At 64.1% G+C, this 26,565-nt stretch carries 24 protein-coding genes and 1 pseudogene; 14 read left to right on the top strand and 11 right to left on the bottom strand.

Features of this window, described 5'->3' with window-relative positions; all coding sequences use genetic code 11:
• Positions 1–94 precede the first annotated feature (94 nt).
• From RM190_RS22015 to RM190_RS21985, 7 genes are all read left to right on the top strand, one after another.
• A complete protein-coding gene (locus RM190_RS22015; protein WP_311761632.1) occupies positions 95–1,129 on the top strand; it encodes a LacI family DNA-binding transcriptional regulator in 1,035 nt (344 codons plus the stop codon).
• 56 nt (positions 1,130–1,185) lie between these two features.
• A complete protein-coding gene (locus RM190_RS22010) occupies positions 1,186–2,253 on the top strand; it encodes an ABC transporter substrate-binding protein (RefSeq protein ID WP_311761631.1) in 1,068 nt (355 codons plus the stop codon).
• Between the two features lie 6 nt (positions 2,254–2,259).
• Positions 2,260–3,783, top strand: a complete 1,524-nt coding sequence (locus RM190_RS22005; RefSeq protein ID WP_311761630.1) for a sugar ABC transporter ATP-binding protein — start codon at positions 2,260–2,262, stop codon at positions 3,781–3,783.
• Positions 3,776–4,756 (top strand): ABC transporter permease, encoded by a 981-nt coding sequence (locus tag RM190_RS22000; RefSeq protein WP_311761629.1) that lies wholly within the window; start codon positions 3,776–3,778, stop codon positions 4,754–4,756. The genes RM190_RS22005 and RM190_RS22000 overlap by 8 nt, the downstream gene beginning before the upstream one ends.
• Positions 4,731–5,699 (top strand): ABC transporter permease, encoded by a 969-nt coding sequence (locus RM190_RS21995; RefSeq protein WP_311761628.1) that lies wholly within the window; start codon positions 4,731–4,733, stop codon positions 5,697–5,699. Before RM190_RS22000 ends, RM190_RS21995 begins: the two co-directional genes overlap by 26 nt.
• 61 nt (positions 5,700–5,760) lie before the next feature.
• On the top strand, positions 5,761–6,642 hold the full coding sequence (locus tag RM190_RS21990) for a 2-hydroxyacid dehydrogenase (protein ID WP_311761627.1): 882 nt from the start codon (positions 5,761–5,763) through the stop codon (positions 6,640–6,642).
• Positions 6,643–6,723: 81 nt separating this feature from the next.
• Positions 6,724–7,632, top strand: coding sequence for an SMP-30/gluconolactonase/LRE family protein (locus tag RM190_RS21985; RefSeq protein ID WP_311761626.1), 909 nt, complete (start codon positions 6,724–6,726; stop codon positions 7,630–7,632).
• A gap of 56 nt (positions 7,633–7,688) precedes the next feature.
• Here the strand turns inward: RM190_RS21985 and RM190_RS21980 are convergent, their stop codons facing one another.
• The gene (locus tag RM190_RS21980; protein ID WP_311761625.1) at positions 7,689–8,645 is read right to left on the bottom strand and encodes an aldo/keto reductase; all 957 of its coding nucleotides are present in this window, start codon (positions 8,643–8,645) and stop codon (positions 7,689–7,691) included.
• A gap of 314 nt (positions 8,646–8,959) precedes the next feature.
• Here RM190_RS21980 and RM190_RS21975 point away from each other — a divergent pair, with 314 nt between their 5' ends.
• The 6 genes from RM190_RS21975 (at position 8,960) to RM190_RS21950 (ending at position 14,465) form a co-directional block, all read left to right on the top strand.
• Complete coding sequence (locus RM190_RS21975; RefSeq protein WP_311761624.1) at positions 8,960–10,243, top strand: sulfite oxidase; 1,284 nt, start codon at positions 8,960–8,962, stop codon at positions 10,241–10,243.
• Positions 10,244–10,259: 16 nt separating this feature from the next.
• Positions 10,260–10,673: a cytochrome C-552 gene (locus tag RM190_RS21970; protein ID WP_311761623.1), complete on the top strand. Its 414-nt coding sequence runs from the start codon at positions 10,260–10,262 to the stop codon at positions 10,671–10,673.
• Positions 10,674–10,824: 151 nt separating this feature from the next.
• A complete protein-coding gene (locus RM190_RS21965; RefSeq protein WP_311761622.1) occupies positions 10,825–11,295 on the top strand; it encodes a MarR family winged helix-turn-helix transcriptional regulator in 471 nt (156 codons plus the stop codon).
• Positions 11,296–11,302: 7 nt separating this feature from the next.
• Entirely contained in the window at positions 11,303–13,390 is a 2,088-nt protein-coding gene (locus RM190_RS21960) for an FUSC family protein (protein WP_311761621.1), read from the top strand.
• Complete coding sequence (locus RM190_RS21955) at positions 13,387–13,596, top strand: DUF1656 domain-containing protein (protein WP_311761620.1); 210 nt, start codon at positions 13,387–13,389, stop codon at positions 13,594–13,596. The genes RM190_RS21960 and RM190_RS21955 overlap by 4 nt, the downstream gene beginning before the upstream one ends.
• Positions 13,593–14,465: an HlyD family secretion protein gene (locus RM190_RS21950; protein WP_311761619.1), complete on the top strand. Its 873-nt coding sequence runs from the start codon at positions 13,593–13,595 to the stop codon at positions 14,463–14,465. The genes RM190_RS21955 and RM190_RS21950 overlap by 4 nt, the downstream gene beginning before the upstream one ends.
• Positions 14,466–14,493: 28 nt before the next feature.
• Here RM190_RS21950 and RM190_RS21945 read toward each other — a convergent pair whose 3' ends face one another.
• Both RM190_RS21945 and RM190_RS21940 read right to left on the bottom strand, forming a co-directional pair.
• The gene (locus tag RM190_RS21945; protein ID WP_311761618.1) at positions 14,494–14,850 is read right to left on the bottom strand and encodes a cupin domain-containing protein; all 357 of its coding nucleotides are present in this window, start codon (positions 14,848–14,850) and stop codon (positions 14,494–14,496) included.
• A gap of 22 nt (positions 14,851–14,872) precedes the next feature.
• Complete coding sequence (locus RM190_RS21940) at positions 14,873–15,277, bottom strand: group II truncated hemoglobin (RefSeq protein WP_311761617.1); 405 nt, start codon at positions 15,275–15,277, stop codon at positions 14,873–14,875.
• Between the two features lie 219 nt (positions 15,278–15,496).
• On the opposite strand from RM190_RS21940, the gene RM190_RS21935 reads away from it, so the two are divergent.
• Positions 15,497–16,687 (top strand): M24 family metallopeptidase, encoded by a 1,191-nt coding sequence (locus RM190_RS21935; RefSeq protein ID WP_311761616.1) that lies wholly within the window; start codon positions 15,497–15,499, stop codon positions 16,685–16,687.
• Positions 16,688–16,723: 36 nt separating this feature from the next.
• Here RM190_RS21935 and RM190_RS21930 read toward each other — a convergent pair whose 3' ends face one another.
• The 8 genes and pseudogenes from RM190_RS21930 to RM190_RS21895 form a co-directional block, all read right to left on the bottom strand.
• Positions 16,724–17,455 (bottom strand): sulfotransferase, encoded by a 732-nt coding sequence (locus tag RM190_RS21930; RefSeq protein ID WP_311761615.1) that lies wholly within the window; start codon positions 17,453–17,455, stop codon positions 16,724–16,726.
• Positions 17,456–17,510: 55 nt separating this feature from the next.
• Positions 17,511–18,689 (bottom strand): polysaccharide pyruvyl transferase family protein, encoded by a 1,179-nt coding sequence (locus tag RM190_RS21925; RefSeq protein ID WP_311761614.1) that lies wholly within the window; start codon positions 18,687–18,689, stop codon positions 17,511–17,513.
• A 66-nt stretch (positions 18,690–18,755) separates the two neighbouring features.
• On the bottom strand, positions 18,756–20,030 hold the full coding sequence (locus RM190_RS21920; protein ID WP_311761613.1) for a glycosyltransferase: 1,275 nt from the start codon (positions 20,028–20,030) through the stop codon (positions 18,756–18,758).
• Entirely contained in the window at positions 20,027–21,598 is a 1,572-nt protein-coding gene (locus tag RM190_RS21915; protein WP_311761612.1) for a hypothetical protein, read from the bottom strand. The genes RM190_RS21920 and RM190_RS21915 overlap by 4 nt, the downstream gene beginning before the upstream one ends.
• A 55-nt stretch (positions 21,599–21,653) precedes the next feature.
• On the bottom strand, positions 21,654–22,208 hold the full coding sequence (locus RM190_RS21910; protein ID WP_311761611.1) for a hypothetical protein: 555 nt from the start codon (positions 22,206–22,208) through the stop codon (positions 21,654–21,656).
• On the bottom strand, positions 22,205–24,889 hold the full coding sequence (locus tag RM190_RS21905; protein WP_311761610.1) for a glycosyltransferase: 2,685 nt from the start codon (positions 24,887–24,889) through the stop codon (positions 22,205–22,207). The genes RM190_RS21910 and RM190_RS21905 overlap by 4 nt, the downstream gene beginning before the upstream one ends.
• Positions 24,886–26,268 (bottom strand): DUF6212 domain-containing protein, encoded by a 1,383-nt coding sequence (locus RM190_RS21900; protein ID WP_311761609.1) that lies wholly within the window; start codon positions 26,266–26,268, stop codon positions 24,886–24,888. Before RM190_RS21900 ends, RM190_RS21905 begins: the two co-directional genes overlap by 4 nt.
• A gap of 176 nt (positions 26,269–26,444) precedes the next feature.
• A pseudogene (locus RM190_RS21895) lies at positions 26,445–26,565 on the bottom strand (UTP--glucose-1-phosphate uridylyltransferase); the annotation flags it as partial.

The raw sequence follows: 26,565 nt of genomic DNA, 5'->3' as shown, positions 1-26,565 counted from the left end.
TCGCCGATATCGCAGGGAAACGACAACCCGGTCAGTTGTTTGACCGGCGTCTTTCCGGCCGCGATGACGGTTGGCGCCACTCGGGAGGGAGTGGATGGCGTCTGGTCGTAAGAAGAACTCTGTGGCCCTGGTCGATGTCGCGCGCGAAGCGGGCGTGTCGACTGCCACGGTCAGTCTTGCCCTGCAGGAAGGCAGCCGGATTTCGGCGGAAACCAGAGAACGCGTCCGCAAGGCGGTCGAGAAGACGGGCTATCGCTATAACCGCTTCGCGGCCAAGCTGCGCACCGGGCAGTCGCGTACCATCGGCCTGCTGATCACCGACATCTCAAACCCCTATTTTGCAGCTCTGGCCTCGGGGGTGGAAACCGTTCTGGACGCGCATGGCTACATGACGTTCCTGGTCAACTCCGGGGACCAAAGCGCGCGTCAGTCCCGGCAGCTGAGCACCCTGATGGAGCACGGGGTGGATGGACTTCTTCTCAGCCCGGCCGAGGGCACGGATGTCCACAGCGTCTCCGAGCTGATCCAGAGCGGGCGGCCCGTCGTCCAGGTTTCGCGCTGGGTTGCGAACCTGCCCTGCGACATCGTTGCGCCCGACAACACCGCCATGGCCAAGGAACTGACCCGCCATCTGCTGATGCTGGGCCATCGCCGGATCGGATTCCTGGGCGGGACCGAGGGCAGGTCGGCCCGGATCGAGCGACTGGCAGGCTATAGTCAGGCGCTGGCCGCGGCGGGTATTCCACTTGATCCGGCGCTTACCCCGACAGGGGCTCCGACCAGGGACAATGGCGCCCTGCTGCTGCGCGAGGTCATGGCGATCGACAACCCGCCGACCGCGGTGATCTGCTATCACGACCTGATGGCGCTGGGTGCGCTTCGCGCGGCGCGGGATCTGGGTCTGAAGGTCGGATCCGACTTCGCCATCGTCGGCTTCGACGACATAACCGAGGCCGCGCTGTCCATTCCATCTCTGACGACCGTCCACATCGACGCGGAAAGCATCGGGAGGGCTGCGGCGACGCAGTTGCTTGCCCGTCTGGACGGCGACGAAGCAGAGCCGCGCCACCTGACGATCCCCGCGCATCTGGTGGTGCGGGAATCCTGCGGAGGGGCGCGGCGCCAATAACGGAACCGGCAACGAAACGGGATCCGTCCAACAGGGACCTTTGAGGGAGGAACCAAATGCCTGAACTGAGACACTTGAAGGGTGCGGCCCTGGCAGGGGCGGCCTTGCTGATGGGGATGTCGTCGATCGCTTCTGCCGGCAACGACACCTCGGGCAAGAAGATCGCCTTCTCCAACTCCTTCGCCGGAAACTCCTTCCGGCAGGTGATGGTGAAAAGCTGGGAATCGGGCACCGAGGCCGCGAAAGCTGCCGGGGTGATCGGCGATGCGGCCGTGATCAGCGCCAACAACAACGCGACCGAACAGGCCGCGCAGATGCAGAACCTGATCCTTGAAGGCTATGACGCGATCGTCATCAATGCGGCCTCGCCCACGGCGCTGAACGGTGTCGTCAAGCAGGCCTGCGACGCGGGTATCGTGGTCGTCGCCTTCGACGGTGTCGTGACCGAGCCTTGTGCCTATGTCGTCAACTATGACTGGAAGCGGGTCGGCAGCTCTCAGGTCGACTATCTCTCGAAGCGCCTTGGCGGCAAGGGCACGCTTCTGGAGGTCCGGGGCATCGCCGGAAACTCGGTCGACGACGACATCAGCAACGGCGTCCACGAAGCGCTGACCGCATTCCCCGACACGAAGATCGCGGGCAGCGTGCATGGCGACTTCACCCAGACCGTGGCACAGCGCGAAGTTGCCGGCATCCTGCCAAGCCTGCCCAAGATCGACGCGGTCGTCACCCAGGGCGGCGACGGATACGGCACCGCCCAGGCTTTTGCCGCCGCGAACCGCGATGAGCCGATCATCATCATGGGCAACCGCGAGGATGAGCTGAGCTGGTGGAAGGAACAGCACGACAAGAACGGCTACGAGACGATGTCGATCTCGGCAACGCCGGGCGTGTCCATGGTTGCGTTCTGGGTCGCCCAGCAGATCCTGGCGGGCAAGGAAGTGCCGAAATTCGTCGGCGTGCCCTTCCTGCGCATCGATCAACCTGACCTGGATGCCTGGCTTTCCGTCACGGAAAAGGGCGGCGTCACCAATCCGACTTATACGCAGGAATGGGTATCCCAGCTGATCGAGGCGAACGCCAAGCACGCGGACCTGCCGGCGATCCCGGCCCCGACGAAGTAAGCTCAGGTGACTGCAAAGGCAAAAGACATGGTCGCGGCGCAGGCCGCGACCCGTGACGCCGCGGTGATCGTCTCTGGGGTGTCACGGTCGTTCGGTTCGGTCCGCGCACTTTCCGACGCCACACTGACGGTCGGAAAGGGCGAGAAACTTGGCCTCGTCGGCCATAACGGCGCGGGCAAGTCGACCCTGATGAATGTCCTGTCCGGCGTGCTCCGGCCGGATGCCGGCACCATCAGGGTCGGAACCGAAGTCTATTCTCAGGTGACGCCGGCGCAGCTGCATCGGCTGGGCATTCGCTGCGTCTTTCAGGAACTGTCGCTATGCCCGAACCTGACCGCGGTCGAGAACACGCTGGTCCGGCAGGGGAAGCTGGGGCGCTGGGGCTGGCGCAAGCGGGCACGCGGTCTGATCGCGGCCTCGCTGAACCGGATATTCCCGAGCCACGGCATCGATATCGGCCGTCCCGTGGGAGAGCTGGACATCGCCCAGCGGCAGATGGTCGAAATCGCCGAGGCCTTCGCCGGGCGACCCTCGGATATCCGGCTGGTCATCCTGGACGAGCCGACAAGTTCGCTGGATGCAAGGGTCGCGGACCAGTTGATGGCCTTTCTGGACATCGCGTCCAAGGACGGGATCGCCACCATCCTGATCAGCCACCGCCTGAACGAAATCCTGTTCTTTACCGAAAGGGTGGTGGTCATGGTCGATGGCCGGATCGTCGGGGATGTCGCCACGGCCGACCTGACGCGACCGGCCCTTGTCGGGATGATGGGCCATCTGGAGGCCGCAGGTCCGGAAAGCACCGTCGCTGCCCGGGCCGAAACCTCGGCCGAAATCGTCCTTCGCGTCGAGGGGGGCGAGGACTCTTTGAGACTGGTGCTGAGAAAGGGCGAGGTTGTCGGGCTTGCCGGGCTGGACGGGCACGGACAGCGCCACACGCTGCAACAGATCTTCGACGCGGCGGCGCGCGGGCAGGCGGGTCTTGCGAAAGGTTCGGCGGCCTATGTCGCCGGCGACCGCCAGACCGAGGGCGTGTTCCCCGTCTGGTCGGTCAGCGAGAATGCGACGGTGCGCGCGCTTCGCGACGTGTCCAGATATGGTGTCATCGATCTTGCGCGCGAACGCGAGATCGCCGCCCGATGGTTCCGGCGCATCGGCGTGCGCACGGCGGGACCGGATGCAAGGATCGGAACGCTGTCGGGCGGAAACCAGCAGAAGATCCTGTTCGCACGGGCATTGGCCAGCAGCGCCCCGCTGATCCTGCTGGACGATCCCATGCGCGGCGTCGATGTCGGCACCAAGTCCGAGGTCTATGCCCTGATCCGGGCCGAGGCGCAGGTGGGCCGGTCCTTTGTCTGGTATTCCACCGAAACCGAAGAGCTGGGCAATTGCGACCGGGTCTATGTCTTCCGCGAGGGCCGGATCGTCGCCGTCCTCGAGGCGGATGAGGTGAACGAGGAAAGCATCCTGCGCGCCTCGTTCGCAGACCGGTCGGAACCCCGGACCGCATTGGAGGCCGCCTATGTTTGAGGCGCTTGGGCAACGCCCCGCTGATCTGCTGCGTTCGCTGCTGCCGGTCATCGGGCTGGTCGCGGTAATGTTGGGGATCTACAGCTATCGCCCGAACGCGGCCAGCTATATCGGCTTCAACCTGCTGCTGACCTATGCGATCCCGGTCGCGCTGGCGGCATTCGCGCAGATGTTCATCATCGCGGCAGGGGATATCGACCTGTCGATCGGCAACTTCGTCAGCCTGGTCACCTGCATCGTCGCGGTTGTTCTGCCCGCGTCCCCGGTGCTGGGCGGCGCGATCCTGCTACTGCTGGTCCTGGCGTATGCCGCAATGGGGATGCTGATCCATGCCCGGCGGCTGCCCTCGATCGTGGTCACGCTTGGGTTCTCTTTCATCTGGCTAGGCATCGCGGTCCTGATCCTGCCGCGTCCGGGTGGGCTCGCCCCCGATTGGCTGGCTGCGCTGGTCCGCATCCGCACCCCGCTGGCTCCGCTGCCGGTCTGGGCGCTGTTCGTGCTTAGCCTGCTGGGGCATCTCCTGCTGCAACGCTGGTCCTTTGGCATCGTACTGCGCGGAGTCGGCGGAAACCCCAAGGCGGTGGCGCGAGCGGGCTGGTCCGTGCTGCGGGCCAAGGCCGTGCTTTACGGGCTGGCGGGGTTCTTCGGCGTGCTTTCGGGCCTGGTGCTGACCGGGATCGCGACCTCGGGCGATGCCAACCTGGCCCCCAACTATACGCTGCTCAGCGTCGCGGCGGTCATCCTGGGCGGCGGCGAATTTGTCGGCGGCAAGGTCTCGCCCGTCGGGACGGTGCTGGGGGCGATGACTCTTGTACTGATGAACTCGCTGCTGACCTTCATGAACGTCAACTCCGACTGGCAACTTGCGGCGCAAGGCCTGATCCTGATCGCCGTGCTGGCGGCCCGGACCGCAATCTCGAAACTCGAAACCCGGAGTGCACATGCCCATGTCAAGCTCAGCATTGGGCGATAGCCTGAGACGCAGGCCCTGGGCCTGGTCCTTCATCGGTGCGGCCGTGGTCTGGCTGCTGACGCTTGGACTTTCGAACGGGGCCGGGGCGGTGCAGTCACTGCAGACGGCACTGTTCTTCGCGATGTTCTATGCCATCGTGGGCCTTGGCCAGATGTTCGTGATCACCTCGGGGCCGGGCAATATCGACCTTTCGGTGCCAAGCGTCATGACGCTGGCCGGGCTGGTTGGCATGGCGGTCATGGCCCAGAACAATGCCGCGATCCTGCCCGGCCTTGGCGGAGCCCTCGCCATCGGGCTTGTCATCGGCGCCGTCAATTTCGGCCTGATCGCGCTGCTTCGCATCCCGCCGATCGTGGCCACCCTGGCGATGAGCTTTATCGTCCAGTCCGTCGCCATTGCCGCGGGCGGCGCGGCGACGTTGAAACCGCCGGCACTGCTGAACCAGATCGCCGTCGCGCGCTTTCTGGGGGTGCCGGTGCTGCCCTTCCTGATGATCGCGGTTGCGGGGCTGATGGTGCTGGTCCTGCGTCGCACTCTGTTCGGACGAGCCGTTCTGGCGGTCGGACAAAGCGAGCGCGCGGCGTGGCTTGCCGGTTTGAACGCGGGGCGCACGCGCTTTTACGTCTATGTCCTGTCGGGCGGATTGGCGGCGCTTGCAGGCGTCCTGCTGGCTGCCTTCTCAGGCGGGGCGTCGCTGGATATCGGCAGCCAGTATCAATTGGCCTCGATTGCGGTCGTGGTCGTGGGCGGCACCAGCGTGCTTGGCGGGCGTGCCTATCCGCAGGGCGTCTGGGGCGCGTCGCTTTTCCTTTATGCATTGGTGAACCTGCTGAACCTGGCGGTCGTGAAGTTCGGGCTTGGTTCGGCCGGACCCGGAATCCGCCTTATCCTGACCGGAGTCATGATCGTCGCCATCGTGGCGATTGCCCGTGACGCTGACTGATACATCGGAGCCTGAATTGAAACCTGAAGTCGTTCTGGTCGGCCCGCTCATGGAGAGCGTCATGGCCGAACTTGACAGATCATACCTTGCGCGCCGTCTGTATGGCGCCGAAGCCGACGGTACCTTTGACCGGGCCCGCATCCGCGCGGTCGTGACCGATGGCGCGCTTGGTGCCGGGCGGACCCTGCTTGAGCGATATCCGAATGTCGAGATGGTCGGCGTCTTCGGCGTCGGCACGGATGCGATCGATCTTGGCTATGCGCGCGAGCGCGGCATTGCCGTCTCGAACACGCCCGATGTCCTGACCGATGATGTCGCCGATCTTGCGCTGCTTCTGATGATGTCGGTAGCGCGTCGCCAGATTACCGCGGACCGCTTTGTGCGGGACGGCAACTGGGGCAGAGCGGGGCTACCGCTTGCCAGCCGCTTCAGCGGCAAGAAGGTCGGGATTCTGGGCCTTGGCCGCGTGGGCCGGGCGGTTGCAGAGCGCTGCGAGGCGTTCGGTTGCCGGATCGGCCATGTCACGCCCTCGGCCCGCGACGGGTCCTATCTGCGCTATCCAAGCCTGATCGAGATGGCGCGTGACGTCGACTTCCTTGTCGTCACCGCCGCGGGCGGGGCCGGGACGGGCGGGATGGTCGATGCCGGCGTGCTTGAGGCCCTGGGACCGGAGGGGGCGCTGATCAACGTCTCGCGTGGCAGCATCGTGGAGGAATCCGCGCTGGTCTCGGCGCTCGACTCGGGGCGGCTGGGGGCGGCGGGGCTGGATGTCTTCGCCGACGAGCCGACCGTCCCGGCAGAGTTGCTGGGCATGGAAAACGTGGTGCTGAGCCCGCATCGGGCAAGCGCCACGGTCGAGACGCGGCAGGCGATGGGGCGGCTGCTTCTGGACAACCTCGCCGCCCATTTCTCGGGCCGGGCGTTGCTGACCCCGGTGGCCTGAGGGTGGCGGGGCGCCCCTCGAAGAAATCGGCCGCATCCAATGGGTGTAGCCACGCCAGGAACTTTCGCGACGGACAGGAATATGAGCGACTTTCAGATCATCGACCAGCGCTTCGGCAAATACGTGATGGGCAATGCCCCGGTCGAACGCCTCGCCACCGGATTTCGCTGGGTCGAGGGGCCGGTCTGGTTCGGAGACGCCGGGCATCTGCTGTTCAGCGACATCCCGAATGACCGCATCATGCGCTGGTCCGACAGCAGCGGGCTCAGCGTGTATCGCCAGCCCGCCGGGTTCACCAACGGCCACACGCGCGACCGCGAAGGGCGTCTTGTCAGTTGCGAGCACGGCAACCGGCGGATCAGCCGCACCGAGCTGGATGGTCGCGTCGTGACGCTGGTCGACCGCTTCCAAGGCAACCGTCTCAATTCGCCCAACGACGTGGTTGTCAGGTCCGACGGTACGATCTGGTTCACCGATCCGCCCTATGGGATCATGACCGATTACGAAGGGGACAAGGCCGATAGCGAGACCGGGCAGGATGTCGTCTACAGGTTCGATCCGCGGGATGGCTCGATCGAGGTGATTTGCGATGCGGCGGTCAAGCCAAACGGGCTGGCCTTTTCCCCCGATGAGCGGACCTTCTATCTGGCCGATACCGGTGGCACGCACCAGCCGGGCCTGCCGGGGCGCATCTGGGCCTTCGACGTCGCAGCGGATGGCCGCGGTCTGTCGCATCCGCGCATCTTCGCCACCATTGCACAGGGTTTCGCGGACGGATTCCGCTGCGATGTCGAGGGCAATGTCTGGACCAGTGCCGGCACGGGCGTGGAGTGCTACCTGCCGGACGGGACGCTGATCGGGCGCATCGAGATCGGCGAGACCGTGGCCAACATGACCTTTGGCGGGCCAAAGAAGAACCGGCTGTTCATCTGCGCCTCGACGTCGCTTTACGCGATCTATCTGAACGCCCGCGGCGCGCAGCATCCTTGAACCGGCGCGGACAGGGCGATTGCCCGATCCGGCAATCGCCCTGTGCCTTGCCCGGATTAGGCGCGGGTTTCGTCCAGCGTGGCGATGTCCTCGGGCGTCAGCTGCAGCGCAGCTGCCCGTGCGAAATTCGCCACCTGGTCGGGGTTGGTCGCGCTTGCGATGGGGGCGGTCACGCCGGGCGCGGCCATCAGCCACGCCAATGCGACCTCGGCGCAGGTTGCCCCGTGGCGATCCGCGACGCGGTCCAGCGCGGCCAGCACCTTTTCGCCGCGCGGCGTCATGTACTTCTGGACCGCGCCGCCGCGCTTCGATTTGCCCAGATCCTCGGTGCCGCGATACTTGCCCGACAGGAAGCCCGAGGCGAGGCTGAAATAGGTCACGACGCCCAGCCCTTCGGCACGGCACAGGTCCTGCAACGGCCCCTCGAACCGCGCGCGGTCATACAGGTTATATTCCGGTTGCAGCACCTGATAGGCGGGCAGGTTCCCGGTCCGCGCCACCTCCAGCGATTGCGAAAGCTGGTCGGCATCGACGTTCGACACGCCGATCGCCTTGACCTTTCCCGCCTGCGTCAGCTTCTGGAACGCGCCCAAAGTCTCGGCATAGGGGGTGCCCAAAGGATCGGGCCAATGGGCGAAATACAGGTCGATGGACTCGACCCCCAGCCGTGACAGCGACTTCTCGACCGCGTTCAGGATATAAGCTTCGGTCAGCCCGCCTTCATGCGGACCGCCGGTGACGGAACCCACCTTGGTAAAGATCTTGACCCGGTCGCGCATTCCGGGCCGCGCCTTCAGCCAATTGCCGATGACCGTTTCGGATTCACCGCCCATGTTGCCGGGCGCCCATGCGGAATAGCAGTCGGCCGTGTCGATCGTGTCGAAGCCATGATCGACAAAGGTGTCCAGCACCTTGAAGCTGGTCTGTTCATCGATGGTCCAACCGAAGACGTTGCCGCCAAAGACCAGCGGGGCCACCTGAAGGCCGGTCTTCCCGAGGGGGCGTTTCTGCATGATGTGCTCCTGCTTTTGGATCGGGCCAGCGCCGCGCGGGCGGGCACCGTGCCGCATGGGATGCCAGTTTCGGGTTGCGGGCAAGGGGGGATGACAGGGGGCGCCGAGAACGCGCGTGATCACCGTTTGTGTGCCATTGCTCTAATTTAGTGAGACAAAAAGTATCAAAAAACATTTTGACTCGTGAAGTCCGGGTGGGGCAGCATCCCCGAAGCCGGTGCGAAGGGAAGAGGCCGCCGGCTTCCATCGTTACGGGCGCGCGCAGTCCGCGCCCGCTTGCCAGGTGCAGCCCGAAATCCAGGGGAGGAGAAGCCATGCCTGATCAATCCGCAAACGGCGAGTTGCCGCAGAAGGATCCGAGCGTCGACGCATCGCGCCGAGGCCTGCTGAAAGCCGCCGGGGCGACCGCGCTGGGAACCGTTCTTGGGATGGTTGTCCCGTTCGGGCGCAATCCCGGTGCGGGTCTTGTTCCCGCCGCGCTGGCGCAGGATACCGGTCTTGACCTGATGGCCGGAAAGCAGGGGCTGGTGGTGCTGGGCGACCGTCCGCTTAATGCGGAAACCCCGGCGCATCTGCTGGACGACGACGTCACCCCCTATGAACGCCTGTTCATCCGCATGAACGGCCTCGTTCCCCAGACTGCGCTGGATCAGAATGCCGAGGGGTGGACCTTGACCATCGATGGCGAGGTCGAGACTCCGCTGGAGTTGACCATCGACGAGCTGAAATCCAGTTTCGAGAATGTCACGCGGCGGCTTGTGATCGAATGCGGTGGCAATGGGCGCGCATTCTTCCAACCCGGAACATCGGGCAACCAATGGACCGTCGGTGCGGTCGGTTGCCCCGAATGGACCGGTGTGCGGCTGGCCGACGTGTTGAAGAAAGCGGGAGTCAAGGAAAGCGCGGTCTATACCGGGCATTACGGCAATGACGTGCATCTGAGCGGTGATGAGGAAAAGGTCGTCATCTCGCGCGGAGTGCCAATCGCGAAGGCGCTGGAAGAGGATGCGATCATTGCCTGGGCGATGAACGGGCAGCCGCTGTCGGCGCTGCATGGATTTCCCTTGCGGTTGATCGTGCCCGGCTATCCGGCCTCGGCCTCCCAGAAGTACCTCAACCGCATCTGGATCCGCGACAAGGAACATGATGGCGCGAAAATGACCGGGGATTCCTATCGCATTCCGGCATATCCCGTCGCACCCGGTACCGAGGTGCCCGAAAAGGACATGGTGATCCTGACCGACATGCCGGTGAAATCCATCGTCACCTTCCCCGAGACCGGGGCCGAGGTGAAGGCGGGCGCGCCGACCGAGGTCCGGGGTCATGCATGGTGCGGCAAGGGCGACGTGGCAGCGGTGCAGATCTCGTTGGATTTGGGCCAGACCTGGCAAGAGGCGCAACTGGAACCCGCGCCGAACCGCTTCTCCTGGCAACGGTGGCGGGCCAGTGTGACATTGCCCCAAAGTGGATATCACGAGGTCTGGGCGCGGGCGATCGACCAGGACGGCATCGGCCAGCCGCCTTTGGCGCCTGTCTGGAATCCGCGCGGATATGCCAACAACATCCAGCACCGCATCGCGCTGGTCGCGGTGGGCTAGGCAGATGGTTCACGCGATGTCCAATATCTTGACGAAAGCCGCCCTGCCGCTGGCGGCACTGGTGCTGGGTGCCGGATTGGCGGCGGCCGGAACGCAGCTTGACCCGATGGGCGCTCTGGCCGGGCGGCCCGCCGGGTCCGACCCGCTTGATCCGATGACGGCGATGCGTGCCAAGGCAGAGGCGTCGGATGCCAGCGCCGGAAATGACGAATTTGGCGGTCTGCCCGATGGGGCGGGGGCCGAGGAAACCTATTACCAATGCGTCGCCTGCCACTCGACCGAGATCATCAAGCAGCAGCGCGTCAGCGATCATCGCTGGGACGAATTGTGGACATGGATGGTCGAGGCGCAGGGCATGGCAGAGCCTGATGCCGGGACGAAGCAGACGATCCTGACCTATCTCAAGCAGAACTTCTCATCGCAACGATAGGGTGCGATCCGGTCCCGGATCGGGGCCGGATGCATCCCCGCTATGACATGGCCGATTTCACGGAAACGTGTCTTCATCCTTGCGGTTTGGCGATTTAGATGCTTTTCCATCTATTTTAAGCCAATCATTCCGTATGTCATCGAATCCATCCTTGTCGTCGCAGGATCCTGCCGCGCGGCTTGCGCAAAAGCTGATCGCCATGGCCCAGATCTGGCGGCGCGAGATTGCGCGTGCGCTGACGGAACTGGGGATGTCGGATGCCGTTGCGCTGCCGCTGATCCACCTGCGGCGGGACGGTGACGGCGTGACCCAGCGCTGCCTGGCCGCGCGAGTGGGTGTCGACAACAGCTCGCTTGTCAGGGTGCTGGACGCGCTGGAGCAATCCGGCGACATCCAGCGCGTTGCCGATCCGACCGACCGTCGCGCAAACCTGATCGATCTGACCGAACAGGGGCACCGCACCGCTGACAGGATCGAGGATATCCTGTCCCGGATCCGGCAGCATTACCTTGACGGTGTCGATCCGCTGGACCTTGCGGCAATGGATCGCGCGCTCAGCACGATGTTGGCCAATCACGACAGCCAGCAGCCTTCGACTGCCGCGCCGCCCCCTCAAGACTGAACGGAAGATGACCAAAACTGCCCCTGCTGCGCCCGGACCTTCGGGACCGCCGGTCGAGAACGTGATCTTCTCGATCAAGATGTTCTGCGCGGCGATGATCGCTTATTGGATCGCGCTGCGCTTTAACCTTGACCGGCCCTATTGGGCGGTGGGCACGGTGTTCCTGGTCTCTCATCCGCTATCGGGGGCAAGCACCTCGAAGGGAGTCTACCGCGTCATCGGGACGGTGGTCGGCGGGCTTGTCAGCCTGGCGGCCGTGCCGATGATGATCCAGTCGCCCGAGATGCTGACCATCTTCGTGGCGCTGTGGTGCGGCTTTTGCCTGTTCATCAGCCTGTTGGACCGCACGCCGCGCAGCTATGCGTTCATGCTGTCGGGATATACTGTCGCGCTGACCGGATTTTCGGTCGTGCATGACCCGATGCAGTCCTTCGGCTATGTCGTGTCCCGGGTCGAGGAAATCTGCATCGGTGTCATCTGCGCGGCGATCATCAACCGCGTGCTGTTTCCGCGACATGTCGGGCCGATCCTGGAAAGCAGGGTGAACGGCTGGTTGGACAACACGGCGCAGCTTATCGCCAACAGCCTTGAAGGAAAGGCCGACCCCGAGCTTCTGGCAAGCGAACGGCGGCGTCTGGCTGCGGACGCCGTCGACATGCGCCAGTTCACCACGCATATCGCCTATGACACGTCGCATCACCGTGACCTGATCCGATCATCGCGCGCGCTGCAGCAGCACATGGTCCTGCTTTTGCCGATGCTCTCGGCGCTTGAGGCGCAGCGTGCCGCACTGGTCGCAGCGGGTGGAGAAACACCGCGGCTTGACGCTTTGTTGGCTGATCTGACCCGCTGGGTGCGCCAGCCCGACAAGCCTGCGGACGCAGAAACCGCGCGCTTGCGGCAGGAGGCCGCAGATATCGAAAGCAGCCATGCCGACGCGGTCGGCTGGACTGATCTGATGACGCTGAACCTTGCGCGCCGCCTGGGCGAGCTGATCTCGCTTTGGGAAAACTGCTGGGTTCTGCGCAATGTCATTGCTGCGCGCCCGGAACCCGAAAGCAAGGTCGCCGCGGCGATCGCACGCGCTGGCCGTCCTCGTATCCTGCGCGATTATGGCATGGCGTTTCAGGCTGGACTTTGCACCACGCTGACCGTGCTGGTCGCTAACACGATCTGGATCGCCTCGGGCTGGGAAAACGCGGTCTATGGCGCGCAACTGGCCGGGGTGATGACCTCGATCCTGGCCTTCATGGACGATCCGGTCCCGGCGCTGCGGCAGATGGCCCAATGGATCGTGGTGGCAATGGCCGCGGCCTTTGCCTTCGATTATCTGATCCTGCCCTTTGTCGACAGCTTCTGGGGCGTGATGGCAGCACTCGGCCTGTATTTCATCCCCTTCGGCGTGTTGATGGCCAATCCCAAGACCTTCGTGATCGGGCTGACGATGTGCGTGAACATGCCCTTCATGGCCGCGCTGCAATCGACGTTGAATCCGCATCTGGTCACGACACTGGACAGCAATATCGCGACCATCCTGGCGATTCTTCTGGCCATCGTGATGACCGCGCTGATCCGCTCGATCGGGGCCGAGGCCAGCGCGCGCCGCCTGCTGCACATGGCGTGGCAACGGATCGCAAGGCATGCTTCTGGACAGACCAACGCCCTGCCAGAGCATCTGGCGCTGCAATTGGTCGACATCCTTGGATTGCTGGCGCCGCGCATGGCCATGGCGATGGGGGCCGCGGATATCGCGTCGGCCGACCTCGTCCGGGACATGCGGGTGGTGATGAATGTCGCGCGCCTGAAGGAAGCCCGCCACGCGCTTTCGGCCGATCAGTCCCGCCTTGTCGCGGATGTGCTTGAGGCGACGGCGCAATTCTATCGGCGCAGGCGCTGGGGGGCGATGCCCGAGCAGGTGATCCGCGCGGTCGACCGTGGCCTTGCCGAACCGGTCGGCTCCTATCCCGAAGCGGTCGCGCGTGATGTCCGCAGCGCCCTTGCAGGTATCCGCCTGGGTCTTGCCCCGCGCGACATGCCTTTGCCCGAAACCGTGCCGCTGCACCTTTCCCCACCCCTGACGGCGAAACTGGCATGATCCACGTCATCGATTTCAGCGGAGTCTATCTCCCCACGCTTCTGATCCTGGCCGTCCTGTCGGTCGTCCTGCTGCGTCTGGTCAGCCGGGGGCTGGTCACGCTTGGCTTCTATCGGCTGGTCTGGCATCGGCCGCTTTTCGACCTGGCCCTGTATATTTCACTGCTCGCGCTTTCCGACCTTGCACTCAGATGGGTGACCCAATGACCGCCGTGACTCGCAACTTTGGCAAACTGCTGCTGACCCTCGCCATGGTGGTCTGCGCCGCTGTTCTGGGCTGGAACCTGTGGAGCTATTACATGCTGGCACCCTGGACGCGCGACGGGCATGTGCGGGCCGATATCGTGGGCGTCGCCCCCGACGTCTCGGGTCTTGTGACCGAGGTGCTGGTCAAGGACAACGAGGTCGTGACCAAGGGCCAACCCCTGTTCCGCGTCGATCCCGCCCGCTATGGCATCGCCGTGGAAACGGCCGAGGCAGGGCTGGCAGCCAGCCAGGCCGCGATGGATTTCGCCAAGGCCAATGCCGACCGGCGCGAACATCTGGCCAAAAGCAGCGTGGCCAGCGTCGAAACCCTGCAACAGGCCCGCGCGACCTATCTTGAGGCCGAGGCGGCTTTCCAGCAGGCCAAGGCGACCCTTGATCTTGCAAAGCTCAATCTCGATCGCTCGACCGTGACGGCATCGGTTTCGGGCAAGCTGACAAACTTCACCCTGCAACCGGGGGCATATGCTTCGGCGGGTGCGCGCGTGGCTTCGCTGATCGCTGCGGGCACGATCCGCGTCTCGGGCTATTTCGAAGAGACGAAGCTGACCCGCATCCACGTCGGCGACCACGCACGGGTCACGCTGATGAAGGGGGGCGAGGTTCTGACCGGGACCGTGCTGAACATCGCCGGTGGCATCGCCGACCAGCAGCGGTCAGAGGCGGCCGGGCAATTGCCCAATGTCGCGCCCACCTTTACCTGGGTGCGACTGGCGCAGCGTGTGCCGGTCGATATCGAGCTGGACGGCGACAAGGCCGATCACCTGATCGTCGGCAGTTCTGCCACGGTCGAGATCCTACCCGTCAAGTGATGCAGGGCGGGCGTTGCCTGCCCTTGCCCTATCTGACGCGGATGGCGAAAGCCTTGCGGACGGTCTCCTCGGTTTTCCAGATTCCGTCGAAACCGGCCTCGATGAAAAAAACGTCGCCCGCGACGAAGGTGCGCGGTTCCTGGTCGCGATCGGTCAGGGTGGCCTTGCCCTCGAACAGCTGGATGAATTCGTCGACGTCGTATTTGACGCGATAGCTGCCGGGGGTGGCCTCCCAATAGCCGGTCAGGAACTTACCGTCCTCGGTCTGGTGTTCAATCCAGGTCTTCATGGTCGGCGCGCCCTCGACCGGATGCCACCAATCCAGATCTTCTGTGATCGGCTGGACCGATGGGGCGGTATAGGGGCCGAATTTCCGGATTGCCATGCGCGTCTCCTGTTGCTGGGGCTTAGTCCATGTTGCGGGCGGTCTCGGCAGCCCTTGCGAAATATCCCATGACCAGGGTGGCCAGGTCGGGCGCGATCGCGCGGCGGGCAATCGCGGCCTCCATGCATTTCAGCCAAAGATCCCGCATCTCGGGTCCGATGGGGACATGGGCATGTATCTCTTTCAGGCGCGAATGCCGATGCTTCATGACATAATGCTGCGGCCCGCCAAAAAAGCCGCAAAGATAGTTGAACTGCTCATCCCTGGAATGCGCGACGCCAGCGCCGCGAAGGTGCAGCAAATGCAGCGGTCTGGCGTCTTCGTCCTGTTCGACGATGTCGTAGAATTCCCTGACCAGAGCACGCACGCCATCCTCGCCCCCAAGTCGGGCAAAGATCGTGTTCTCGCGCTGTGCGGCAAGATACATCGCCGTTCCTTTCGCAGGTCATGAGGAAGGTAGCACGGGCAGATATATTCCCCAAAGGCAATTTGAATTCGTGATGGGAATAATCGGCATGGTCCGTAATCCAAGTCATCGCGGCCATAGCGGCCGATAACCTGCTGACTTGCTTGCACCGTCATGAAATATGGCTGCGAAAAGGATCGCGCGGCCTGCGATTCCCCCATGATGACAAGGATCCCAGCGATGATCGGAACCTCGGACGCCACGACCCAGCTTGCCGCGATCACTGCGCGGTCCCGGCAGGCCCTTCCGATTGGCCGGGCTGAGCGTCTGGATCGGATCGAACGGGCGCGACAGCTGATGGCCGGGCAGGGTGCGGATGCGCTGATCGTCGGTGCAGGGGCAAGCCTTGCCTATTTCACCGGGATACGCTGGTCGATGATCGAACGGATCGTGGCGATGGTGCTGATTAGGGATCGTCCACCTGTCATCATATGCCCCGCTTTCGAGGAAGGCTCGCTATCCGCCGAGATTGCCGTCCCGGCCGAGGCGCGCTTCTGGCAGGAAGAGGACAGCCCCTATGCGCTTATTGCGGGCTTGCTTGCGGAAGCCGGGGTAAGGACGGTGGCGGTGGATCCCGCACTGCCCTTTGGCATGGCCGATGCCATCCAGCAGGCGGCGCCGGGCGTCAGGATCTCGTCTGCCGCGACGGTCATCGACGGTTGCCGGATGCTGAAATCTCCTGCCGAGCTGGCCATCATCCGAGAGGCGATGTCCATGACGCTGGAGGTGCAGGAGCGCGCCTCGCGCATCTTGCGGCCCGGAATTCGTGCCAGCGAAGTGCGGCGTTTTGTCGAGTCCGCGCATCGCGCCATCGGGAGTGACGGGACCACCTTCTGCATCGTGCAGTTTGGTGCCTCGACCGCCTTTCCGCATGGGTTGCCGCAGGACGATGTCCTGGCCGAAGGCGATGTCGTCCTGGTCGATACGGGCTGCCTTCTGGAAGGTTATAACTCTGACCTGACGCGCAGCTATGTCTTCGGCGCGCCTGATCCGCTGCAGCGCCAGGTCTGGGATATCGAGCGCGAGGCACAGCTGGCCGTCTTTCAGGCCGCACGTCCCGGCGCGCCTTGCAGTGCCCTTGACGATGCTGCGCGGGCCGTGCTGCAGGCCCATGGAATGGGACCCGATTATCGACTGCCCGGCCTGCCCCATCGGACCGGGCATGGCGTCGGCATGACCATCCACGAAGCTCCCTATCTTGTGCGCGGAAACGCGATGCCGCTGGCGCCGGGCATGTGCATGTCGAACGAGCCGATGATCGTCGTCCCCGGCCGCTTCGGCATCCGGCTGGAGGACCACTTCCACATTACCGAAACCGGCGCCGCCTGGTTCACCGAACCCTCTCCAAGCCTTGATCGTCCCTTTGCCTGAAAAGCGCCTGGGGCGCGGATCGTGGGTCCGGGCTGATCAGTGGTTGAGGCTGCGTGCCAGGATCGCGCGCACCGCCGGCTCGTCCATTGGTTCGCCCAGAAAGGCGTGAAGCGCGCGGACATGGCCGATGTCCGAAACCAGCCCTTCGTAATCGATGATATGGCAGCTGTCCGGATGATCATTGGCATAGGCCTCGAACATCCGGTTGGCCAAGCCCAGGGTTGACAGGACGTGTTCGCGCGGATGGTCCCGCCACCAGCCCGACCGCGCCACGTCTTCCAGGTTCCGGCGCTGGAACAGGATGCGCGCCTTGGGGAAAAGTGTCCGCAGGATGTCCATATGGGTCGAAAAGAAATCCGGATCTTCGTGAAAGCGGATTTCTTTGAAGCCCGCGACCCGGCAGTGCTTGGGCGGGCGCAGCACCTGTTTCACGAAAAGATCCATGAGACCAAGGGCAAAGGCGTCCGGGTCGACGCGTTCTGCCCCGGCCCACGGATCGAACGGCTTGCCAAGGATCGGGCGCAGGTATGGCCGCCGTTCCTCTCGTGGCTTCGCCAGATCCTCGCGCCGCCAGCGATACATGTCGTCATTCGCAACGATGTCGATCGCGCGCCCGAGAAATTGGGTCAGGTTGCCGTTCTCGCCCCGAATGACAAAGCCCGGGATCGCATTCAGCAGGTTTTGCGTCAGCGTCGATCCCGACCGGCCATAGGTGACGACGAAGACATAGCCGTCGACAGGGGCGTGAAGGTGGCGAAAGTTATTCATCCGGTTCCGACAATGGCGCAGGACCCAGGTGGACGGACCACCTGGGCCATTCGGTTCAGGCGGCCGCCTGGTCAGCGGCCGATTTCGCCTGCGCGGCGATATCCAGCAGGTAGGATGCAGGCTTGAGACCCGCCGATTGCAGGAAGTCGACATAGCGCGCGCATTTCATCGAGCGGTGCTTGTCATAGGCGACCCCATCGAACGAGATAAGCTGCTTCAGGCGCTGACGGGTCAGCGGTTGGGTCAGTTCCTCTGCGCGCAGGAAGGGCACGCCCGTTTCGCGGCACATCTCTTCGGTACGGGTGTCGATGGTGACGGTGCAGGCCATCCGCTCGGCCTGGATCGCCAGTTGCGCACCGTGGAAGCGCGGTCCGATCAGCAGGTCGTGGCGGCGCAGTTCGTCCATCCACGTCGCGACATCGTAATAGGAGCGGGCATAATTCAGCGCCCAGGCCTTGAACTGTTCGCGGCTGTAATGGGGCACGGTGTGACGGTGGATGCGATCCAGCACTTCCGGTTCGATCTCGTCGAAAAGCCCGCGCGAGATCTTGATCATGTTGCCCATGGACTGGACGATGTAGACGCCCGGAAATTGCGGGTCCATCATCAGCGAAATCAGCTGCTGTTCGATCTCGCGGGTATTGCGCCAGCTTTCATGACCACCAGCGACGGCAATGCGCTGGGGCAACTCGCTGGAGTTCCAGTTCTTCTCGATCCGCTGGCCCAGATCGGGGCGCGGGTTGATGAAATGCGACGGGCAGCCATTGGCCAAGGTTTCGGCACCGGTCAGCTTCTTAATCTGTTCGGACGTGTAGGGGCCACGGGTATAGATGTTCTGAATGCCATGCCGGCGCCCATTCTCGATCAGTGCGTCAAGCCAGGCGCGGGTGCCGTCGGTCAGTTCGACGTCAGCGCCGAACTCTTTGGCCTGCGCACCCAAACCGATGGCGACGATCGGCTTTTCGACTTGTGCAAGGTTTGCGGCCAGTCCCCCCAGATCGGTATGCTTGCCAAGCTGGTTGGCGCAAGGGATCACAACGAAGTCTGCCTGATTGAAGACCTCGGGGCGCGTGTGCCAGGGATGAAAAGAAATCTCGCCTTCAATCTGAGTCTTTACGGCATGCACGAATGCAAGGTTGCCATTGTTGTGGCCGATCTTGCGATAGAGCGTATTGAAATCCGAGTTCGAATAGAGTCCGCAATCCTTGCTTTCCCAGAGAAGAGCAATTTTCATGATTTTCCTTTAGGTTTCAGTAATCTTTAAGCTTCAAGTGCTGGCGGGCCGTCTTCTTGTCAGGGCTCAAGCGTTCATGCGTTTTCCGATATTCGGGATCTCCTGCATCTGGTCGAAGGCAATGTCGCAGGCCTCTCCCCATTCGGCCGCAAATCCCGCCAGGTCCAGCGGTGCGGTGATGCGGGATCTGTAATCGGTCAGCATATCGACATCACCGTGGACCGACAGAATGGCGCTGGCCAGCGCGGCCGGGTCGGCGGTGCGGAATTGCAGGCCCCAGCCTTGGGTCTTTTCCGCCATGCCGCCGATATCGGATGCGATCATGGGTGTGCCTGCGGCGCGGGCCTCCTGGATGACGACGGGCGAGTTCTCCCACCAGATCGACGGGATGATGATCCAGCCATATCCGCGCATGATGTCGATGCAGTCCTGCGGACGATAGCGTCCGCGGAAATGGACCGAGGCCGGGATCTCAAGATCCGGCCACATGCGCGAGAAGCTGTCCCGGTCGACACCGTGGATCTCGATGCTGAGGGGAACCGTGAAGGTCTCGTCGCGTGCCTCGATCAGGGCCGCGGCCCGGACCAGAACGTCAAGACCCTTGGTCGGAGTTGCCTGCCCGAAAAAGGCGAAGCGTCCCGACTTGACCTGCATCTCGGCCGCGGTTTCTGATGGGATTTCGGCCAGGTGGTCGAGGCCATTCTCGATTACCGAGATGCGGCCGGGGGTGACGCCCCAATCCTCGAAGCGCTGGCGCAGGAATTCGCTGGGCGACAAAAGATGGTCGAACTGCTCCAGCATCTCCTGCATCCGGGCCTTGCGCAGCACGAAATCGATCGGGGGGCGGGCGATGCAGGAGGCGCAGGACACCTCGCTGGAAGCGTGGCACAGCTCGCCCGAGCGCTTCACCATCTGGCCGTGATTGGCGCAGATCGCGGTCATTTCGTGGAGGGTGCAGATGAATTTGGCGTCAGGCAACGCGGCGCGCAGCCGGCGGATGGTGCCCGCGCCGATGTTCCAGAAATGGTGGAAGTGATAGACATCGCCGTGAAGCGCCAGCAGGAACTCGAAGATCCAGTCCTCGTCCCGGATATCGGCGTGCTCCATGGTAAAGCCATCCATGCCGCGTCCGCGCAGGCAGAAGTCGCGGGGGCCGAAGCTGATGACCTGCTGGCTGGGTCCGAAGAAGCGGTCGCTGTCTTCGGGGCCGATGGTCGAGCCGACGAAATGCACGTCCTGGCCCAGCGACAACAGGTGCTGGAACTGGCGATAGGCAGCGACTTCGCCGCCGCCATAGCGCAGGTTGGGATGAGAATGAGAGACGATGACGGTGCGGCTCATGCGGCGGCCTCCGGAATCAGGCGGCGGCTTTCGGCATCATAGGCATGCCAATCGCGGCCATCGGCAAAGCTTTGGCAATGTGGACCGGCCTTGCCCTCGAAATAGCGACAGGCGTCGACGCGGCGCAGGGTCGCGCCGTTGCGCGCGACCAGTTGCTCGACCAGCAGACGAACGCGCGCCTCGAACGTCAGGAAGCATTGCGGGGTCTGCGCCAGCATCAGGAAGAAGGCCGGGCCCTCCATCGACAGTGCGAAGGGAAGCAGGTCGCGCGCAAAGCGGTCGGCCTGCGCCGGGGGCGCGTCCATCACCGTGCCGATGGGATCAAGCAGCAGGACAACCGGTCCTGCGGGCTGCGGCGCGAACAGCTGGGCTGCGGGGAACTGGAACAGCGCGGCGCTGCGGGCAAAGACCACGCGCGCGGGCATTGCTCCCGGCAGGCCCAGGGTCAGTGCGGCCGCGTCGAGCACAATATCCCTCGCAGTCTCGCGCGCTGCGCCCTCGATCCCGTTCTGCATCGCGGGGCTAATGCGCTGGCGCAGCAGGTGCAGGCGCAACTTGCCCGGCACATGCGGCCCGATGCGGCGCAGGACGTCGCGCAGGTCGTGGTCGGGCAAATCGTGGTCCAGCACCAGCAGTGTCTCATCGCCCATCGATACAATGGCCTGATCCCCGACATGTGGCGTGGGATCGGGCAGGGCGACGGGCAGCATCGCGCGACGCAGGTTGCTGCGGGCTTCCATGTCGTCGATGCCCAGGGACATCGTCGTGACTTGCTGGGCCAGGTCCGCCGCCTCGGCCGGCTCGACATCCACGATGACGCCGGGCAGGAAATGCTCGCCCGGAACCATCAGCAGCAGGCGGACCGGACCGGAAGGCGGGTGCGGGAAACGCCAGCCGCCGCCATATCCGTCGCGCCCCGTGAAGCGATAGCGCGAGGCATAGCCCGCAAGGTCGGGTCGCGCCATTGCCCCCGGCATCAGATCGACGGGGACCACCATCTCGTTCTCGACGGCCAGCGCACAAAGCCGGTCGGGCGAGGCCCCGGCGGGCATGAACCAGCCAATGACCGCGCCTTGTCCGGAAGCGGTGCCACGGCAACTGTCGACGGCAAGGACGTGGTTCTCGCTCTCTCTCGCTACCGAGGACGATGAACGCAGGCGGGTGGCGATCTCGCGTCCGACCTGTGGGTCATCGATGCGAAGATGCCGGCCCGCGATGACGCGCAGAAGGGCGAAAAAGACCTCGTCCACGCCGATCTCGACCAGCCGCCGCGCGTCTTCGCCAAGACGCTGGCCGTGGATCTCGGAAAAACCCTGCTGGTCGGCAAGGTGGATCGTGCAGCGGTCGGCGGCGAAGCCTCCGGGCAGCGCGGAAAGATCGAAAAGCGCGATGACGCCCATCGGTTCGGCACTGCGCAGGTCGCGGCGGACATGGCGCGTGACCAGCACGGGACGCAGCACCTCGTCATCGACATGCAGGCGCAGGTCCGGGCCGGGGCTGGTGGTCCAGCCCGTGACGGCAATGGTCTGCGCCCCGTCCATGAAACAGAAGTCGAGGTTCATCATCATGCGACGCGATCCTTCGTATGCAGGAGGGTCTTCGGTGCTGCGCGCATCTTCCGGCTCAGGTCAGCGTGATGGCGAGGCGGTCGAAGATCATGCGCGAGGCCGGCTGGCGCAGGTGCACGATCACGCGACGGTCGACTGCGTATTCCGAGGCTTCCGGCATTTTCAGGTTGCAGACGGTGATGCTGTCCATGGTCAATTGGCATTCGCGATGGCCCGCATCCTTGACCGAGCCATCGTCCAGGATCTCGCGCACGAAGATGTCGACCACGACCGGCTGATCACAGCTGACCTGCATTTCCAGATAGACCCGCTCGGCCGGGACATTGCTGGGCAGAGTGCCTTCCAGCGTCATCCATTCGGCTCCGCTGGTGCGCAACTCGATCCCGGCATTGTCCCCGGTCGTCAGCACCTCGGCGCGGGCATTGGTCGGCAGGCAGGCGCCAAAGGACGCGGTGACGTTATTGTAGCCGCCTGCCAGACCCAGCCGCGGGCGACCCGTCAACCCGGCGCGGGCTTCGTTCACCAAATCCAGGCGGGTGGCCTGAAGCGCTTCTAGAATATCGGCAGCAGCGCGGAAGTTGCGCATGGCGGCGTCAAAGATGGTCGTCATAGAATGCTCCTGTACATATCAAATTCCTCAGTGCCGGTGGCGTCGGCGGCCGGGCCGACCTCGGTGCGGTTCAGCCAGACCAGCAGCGGCGCGATGGCCAGCGACCAGTCCCGCGCCATGCGGTCGGCATCGCCCGAGATCCGCGCGAGCAGCGGTCGGTCGGCATCAAGCCGCAGGATCTGCTGCGTGAAAGATTCCTCGCAGTCGTCCTCGGGCAGGATGAAACCGGTAATGCCGTGCTGGATCGCTTCATCCATCGCACCGACATCGGTCGCGATGACCACGACGCCGCAGCGCTGTGCCTCAAGAATGGACAGGGGCAGACCCTCGTAATGCGAGGGCAGGACCATGATATCCGTGTCCAGCAGCAGCCTTGTCAGGGCTTCGGCGCCGCGCACCGGTCCCAGCATCCGGGTGCCGCGCGGGAACGAGAAGTCTGCCCCGCCCTCGTCCACGACCGAGCCGCCCGCGATGGTCAGGCGGATGTCGGGCACCCTCAGCGCAAGGGAGTGGAAGATCGTCGACAGGCGGTGAACGCCCTTCTGCGGGTCAAGACGCCCCATGAACAGGACGCGCAGGGGCTTGTCGGCGGACCGCTCCCCGCGCCGCTCGATCTGGTCGCGCGCGCCATGCGGCAGGGGATAGCCGGGCGCGTTGACCACGGACATCAGCTTTTCGCGCGGGATGCCGTGGCTGTGCATCCAGCGGCGCAACGCATCCGAGCAGGTCAGGATCAGGTCATAGGCATATTCATAGGCCAGCGCCAATTTCGGAGGGCCGTAGCTTCGACCGTAATGGCTGCGTTCCAACAGATGTTCATGGTCGATCATGGTGACGCCGCGGCGGCGCAGCAGGTCCGCGACCTTGTGCAGCGCGCCGGAATGGGCGTTGATGACCACGTCCATGCCGGAAAGCAGCCCGATCAGATCGGCCTTTTCCTCGGCATTGCCCCAGCTCGGCTCGGCTGTTCCCAGAAACTCGGTTCCGGTCCAGTCGATGGCGCTGGGGTCGGGCATCCAGCTGACCGTCGCAAAGGCCTGAAGCGCCCATCCATCCGGATGGATCGGACGGTCGCTGACCACGAAAAGATGGCAGCGACAGCCGTTTTTCTGAAGCTCGCGCGCCATCGAGGCCACGACCTTCTCGACCCCACCAAAATCGAAGATCGGCAGCACGAAACCGATATCGCGCTGCCCCGGCTGCTTCAGCATCGGAAAGACGACGCCGCCTGCTGTCATGCGGCGGGGGATCAGGGGCGCGGTGGCGCGATCGACGGCGCCTCCCTGTTCACGCCATTCCCAGCGCTGGCCAAGTGCCGCGCGGAAGCGGCTGCGGCTAAGCCGCAACAGAAGCAGCCGCAGCAGTTCGGGGGCGCTGGCGGTCTTGGGTTCAAGGGGCGTCATCCCCTCCAGCGCGAAGCCCCAGCTTTTGACCTGAAACTCCGAGGGTGCCTGATCGATGCGACGCAGCATCTGATCGCCCGTGCCGGTCATCAGGTCACGAAGCGCCTGCAGATCGATCACAACGCCATCCGCCATCCGGTCGGTGTTGCCAAGGTCGTTCTGGACGTGATGCCCGCTTTCGGAGGCATCCAGGTGGAACAGGTCGAACTGCGGCCTGCTGCCAGCGCGCGACCAGCGGCGTTCGGCATTCCACAGGAAGCTGTGCAGCATCCGTTTCTCGGCCAGCCGCGCCCAGACCCCGTCACGCAGCAAGACCAGATAGGCCGAAGCATGGTTCGCGAAGGGCTCGGCGAAATGCGCCATGATCTGGCGCTCAAGCTCATCCAGAGAGATGTCGCGGCGCTGGCCGGGGTCGGTCAGAAGGCGCGTCACGCCTGCCTGCCCCTCAATCACCGCAAAGCGGGGAAAGCGAGCTGCCTCAAGCGCCAGCAGCTTCGGCGTGTTGAACAGCCATGCGTGCTTGGTTTCCAGGTGCCTGCGCAACTCGCTGTCGGCGTCATGCGAGTTGCTCAGCATGCTGACCGGGCGTTTGCGATAAAGCAGCAGAGGTCGGGCCGCCGAATGACCGCGGAACCCGGCCTGCGCGGCGGAAAGCCAGAAATCCCAATCCTCATATCCGCGTCTCATGCCTTCGTCGAAGCGGATGCCGGCGTCCAGAACGCGGCGGCGGATCAGGCTGCCAGCCTCGCACAGGTTGATCTGGGCGTGAAACAGCAGGTCATAATCGCGATCGGTGACATAGTGGCCATTCTGGCCGAAAAAGTCGAAATCGGGATAGAACCAGTCGGCCTTCGGGCGGGACTCCAGCAGCGATTGCATCGCCGCTCCCGCACCGCGGACCAGCATGTTGTCGGCGTCCAGCAGGAACACGGCGTCAAGCTGAGGATCGGCCTTGAGGGCCGCGGCAATGCCACGATTGCGCGCCGCGCTGAGACCGGCATTCGTGCAGTTCAACACGCGCATTTTCGCGCCCAGCAAAGCCTGCCAGGCGGCCAGACTGTCCATCGTCTCGGCATATTCACAGCCGTCGTTCACCACGATCAGGCGCTGGACGGTACCGGCTTCGATCTCGCGCTGGACCGAGGCGATGGCGTCGTCGATCAGGACCGGATGTCCCTTGACGGGGACAATGACGGTGACCCCATGAAGAGGCTTGCACGGCGACGGCTGGTTCGCCGGGACCGAGATCGGGGTAAAGGCAGGTTTGCGACGGCTCATCCCCGCTCCTCTTCCTCGGAGGCCCCGCGCGACACGCGAAAGCCCCGGAACAGGCCCCAACTCAGGTCATTGGGCACGTCCGCTGCCAGCGATACCGCCAGCAGCAGATCGGCGCGTCCCGTGATCGGCTCCACCGGAATGCAATGGGCCTGCGCCCAACCCTGTGCCGGCAGGCCGGAAACCCAGGGCCCCAGGCGGCGCTGCCAATAGCCGTCTTCATCCACCGCGCCATGCGGCGCGACACCGATGGCGAAATTCAGGCTGGGCGCGCGGGCATGGCCTACGGTGACAAGGGCAGAAACATGGGACAGCCCGGCAAGGTCGATGTCGCGCAGGATCGCGCAAACCGGGCCCTTGCGCGACGGATGGACCAGAATCGCGTTCTCGTTTTCCCAATGGGCGGTCGAGACATGGTCCGCTGCCTGCAGGGGGCGCGCAAAGATTTCGGGCGCGGGCAGGCTTGAGGCAGGCACGAATTTGGATTCCGCGATGCTGACCGCCTGGCTGCCCGAGATCTTCGGGCTGCAACTGGGCAGACGCACCGCGCCCAGCGACTGCCACGCGCGCAGGGCCAGCGCCTCGTCAGCCAATGGGCCACCGGCCCCGGTGGCACGGAAGTCCGGGTCCGGTACGGGCTGGCTCAACCCCAAGGTCAGGCTGCTGTCGTCGGTCATCTCTATGTGCAGCTTGCAGTTGCGCCCAACGCCCTCGACTGGTTCCGGCAGGGTGAACCGCAACCAGCCGGTTTCCAGTCCCATGTCCGGTTGCGCGGCCTGCATTGGATAGATGGCCCCCGAGGCATCCTCGAGCATGACCGAAAAAGCGTCGATCATCGGCATCACGACGCCCGGAAACCACAGATCGACGGCGGTCAGGCCAACTGCGTTGACCGGCAGGAATTGCGACAGGGATTGTCCCGCGCTCAGGTGCAGCATCTGTCCGGTCGGTTGCCAGGACAGGGCATTGACCAGCTGCGGATTGCCCAGGGTGTAAAGCAGCGTTTCGATTTCCCGCAGCCGCGCCGTGGTGCCCATGCTTTCCGTGCGCAACCGGGCTGCGGCCAGACGCGCCTCTCCGATTTCCCGGCGGGCAGAGTTCAATTCTCCCAGCAAAAGGCTGATGACGGATTCCGAGAACGTCCGAGGTTCCCCGGGGTCCAGTTCAAAGACGGCGACTTTCGAAAACGGCCCATCCGATAACGCGGCCTTCAGCGCCTTTTTCTGGCCGGCAAGAGAAACCGCCCCCAGAACGTCGCCCTCGATCAGCTGGTCGGCCGGAAAACGGCGTTCAGTCTGGTCCAGAACTTCTATCTCTACACTTTCGGGCAGAAGGCGACGTGCAATATCCTGCACGCGCGCATCGACGATGAGCGTGGTCATCAGCTTCTCTGTCTAATGGGGAACGTCGGGGGCGCGGCTTGCGGGAACTGGCCACGACCGCAGCTATATTCTCGGGGATCTACCCAATCTTAATGGATTATTGGATCTTCTCCGAAGAAATGGCGCGGCCTGAATGAATCAGGCGTCTCGTTGAAACTGGATGTATGCGGGCGGATTCATTCAGCGGCCTTCCGCATGGACATGATGTCTGCGAGATAGTCGCTGAATTCGTCTTTCAGCTCGTCCCTGGCCAGTCCGAATGCGACGGTGGCCTGCAGGAAGCCCGCTTTCGAGCCG

The sequence above is a fragment of the Paracoccus broussonetiae genome (assembly GCF_031854425.1).
In the GTDB taxonomy this organism is placed as follows: domain Bacteria; phylum Pseudomonadota; class Alphaproteobacteria; order Rhodobacterales; family Rhodobacteraceae; genus Paracoccus; species Paracoccus broussonetiae.
Note: the sequence above shows the minus strand (reverse complement) of the source record. Positions and strands in the feature narration are given on the sequence as shown.

What these genes read in the sequence shown, in the direction of transcription:
- RM190_RS21905 (WP_311761610.1), bottom strand. Translation starts at nt 24,889, where the DNA reads ATGAGCCGTCGCAAACCTGCCTTTACCCCGATCTCGGTCCCGGCGAAC.
- RM190_RS21930 (WP_311761615.1), bottom strand. Translation starts at nt 17,455, where the DNA reads ATGAATAACTTTCGCCACCTTCACGCCCCTGTCGACGGCTATGTCTTC.
- RM190_RS21980 (WP_311761625.1), bottom strand. Translation starts at nt 8,645, where the DNA reads ATGCAGAAACGCCCCCTCGGGAAGACCGGCCTTCAGGTGGCCCCGCTG.
- RM190_RS21970 (WP_311761623.1), top strand. Translation starts at nt 10,260, where the DNA reads ATGTCCAATATCTTGACGAAAGCCGCCCTGCCGCTGGCGGCACTGGTG.
- RM190_RS21935 (WP_311761616.1), top strand. Translation starts at nt 15,497, where the DNA reads ATGATCGGAACCTCGGACGCCACGACCCAGCTTGCCGCGATCACTGCG.
- RM190_RS21960 (WP_311761621.1), top strand. Translation starts at nt 11,303, where the DNA reads ATGACCAAAACTGCCCCTGCTGCGCCCGGACCTTCGGGACCGCCGGTC.
- RM190_RS21920 (WP_311761613.1), bottom strand. Translation starts at nt 20,030, where the DNA reads ATGAGCCGCACCGTCATCGTCTCTCATTCTCATCCCAACCTGCGCTAT.
- RM190_RS21940 (WP_311761617.1), bottom strand. Translation starts at nt 15,277, where the DNA reads ATGTATCTTGCCGCACAGCGCGAGAACACGATCTTTGCCCGACTTGGG.
- RM190_RS22000 (WP_311761629.1), top strand. Translation starts at nt 3,776, where the DNA reads ATGTTTGAGGCGCTTGGGCAACGCCCCGCTGATCTGCTGCGTTCGCTG.
- RM190_RS21900 (WP_311761609.1), bottom strand. Translation starts at nt 26,268, where the DNA reads ATGACCACGCTCATCGTCGATGCGCGCGTGCAGGATATTGCACGTCGC.
- RM190_RS21925 (WP_311761614.1), bottom strand. Translation starts at nt 18,689, where the DNA reads ATGAAAATTGCTCTTCTCTGGGAAAGCAAGGATTGCGGACTCTATTCG.
- RM190_RS22010 (WP_311761631.1), top strand. Translation starts at nt 1,186, where the DNA reads ATGCCTGAACTGAGACACTTGAAGGGTGCGGCCCTGGCAGGGGCGGCC.
- RM190_RS21995 (WP_311761628.1), top strand. Translation starts at nt 4,731, where the DNA reads ATGTCAAGCTCAGCATTGGGCGATAGCCTGAGACGCAGGCCCTGGGCC.
- RM190_RS21975 (WP_311761624.1), top strand. Translation starts at nt 8,960, where the DNA reads ATGCCTGATCAATCCGCAAACGGCGAGTTGCCGCAGAAGGATCCGAGC.
- RM190_RS21955 (WP_311761620.1), top strand. Translation starts at nt 13,387, where the DNA reads ATGATCCACGTCATCGATTTCAGCGGAGTCTATCTCCCCACGCTTCTG.
- RM190_RS21985 (WP_311761626.1), top strand. Translation starts at nt 6,724, where the DNA reads ATGAGCGACTTTCAGATCATCGACCAGCGCTTCGGCAAATACGTGATG.
- RM190_RS21990 (WP_311761627.1), top strand. Translation starts at nt 5,761, where the DNA reads ATGGCCGAACTTGACAGATCATACCTTGCGCGCCGTCTGTATGGCGCC.
- RM190_RS21910 (WP_311761611.1), bottom strand. Translation starts at nt 22,208, where the DNA reads ATGACGACCATCTTTGACGCCGCCATGCGCAACTTCCGCGCTGCTGCC.
- RM190_RS21945 (WP_311761618.1), bottom strand. Translation starts at nt 14,850, where the DNA reads ATGGCAATCCGGAAATTCGGCCCCTATACCGCCCCATCGGTCCAGCCG.
- RM190_RS21915 (WP_311761612.1), bottom strand. Translation starts at nt 21,598, where the DNA reads ATGATGATGAACCTCGACTTCTGTTTCATGGACGGGGCGCAGACCATT.
- RM190_RS22015 (WP_311761632.1), top strand. Translation starts at nt 95, where the DNA reads ATGGCGTCTGGTCGTAAGAAGAACTCTGTGGCCCTGGTCGATGTCGCG.
- RM190_RS21950 (WP_311761619.1), top strand. Translation starts at nt 13,593, where the DNA reads ATGACCGCCGTGACTCGCAACTTTGGCAAACTGCTGCTGACCCTCGCC.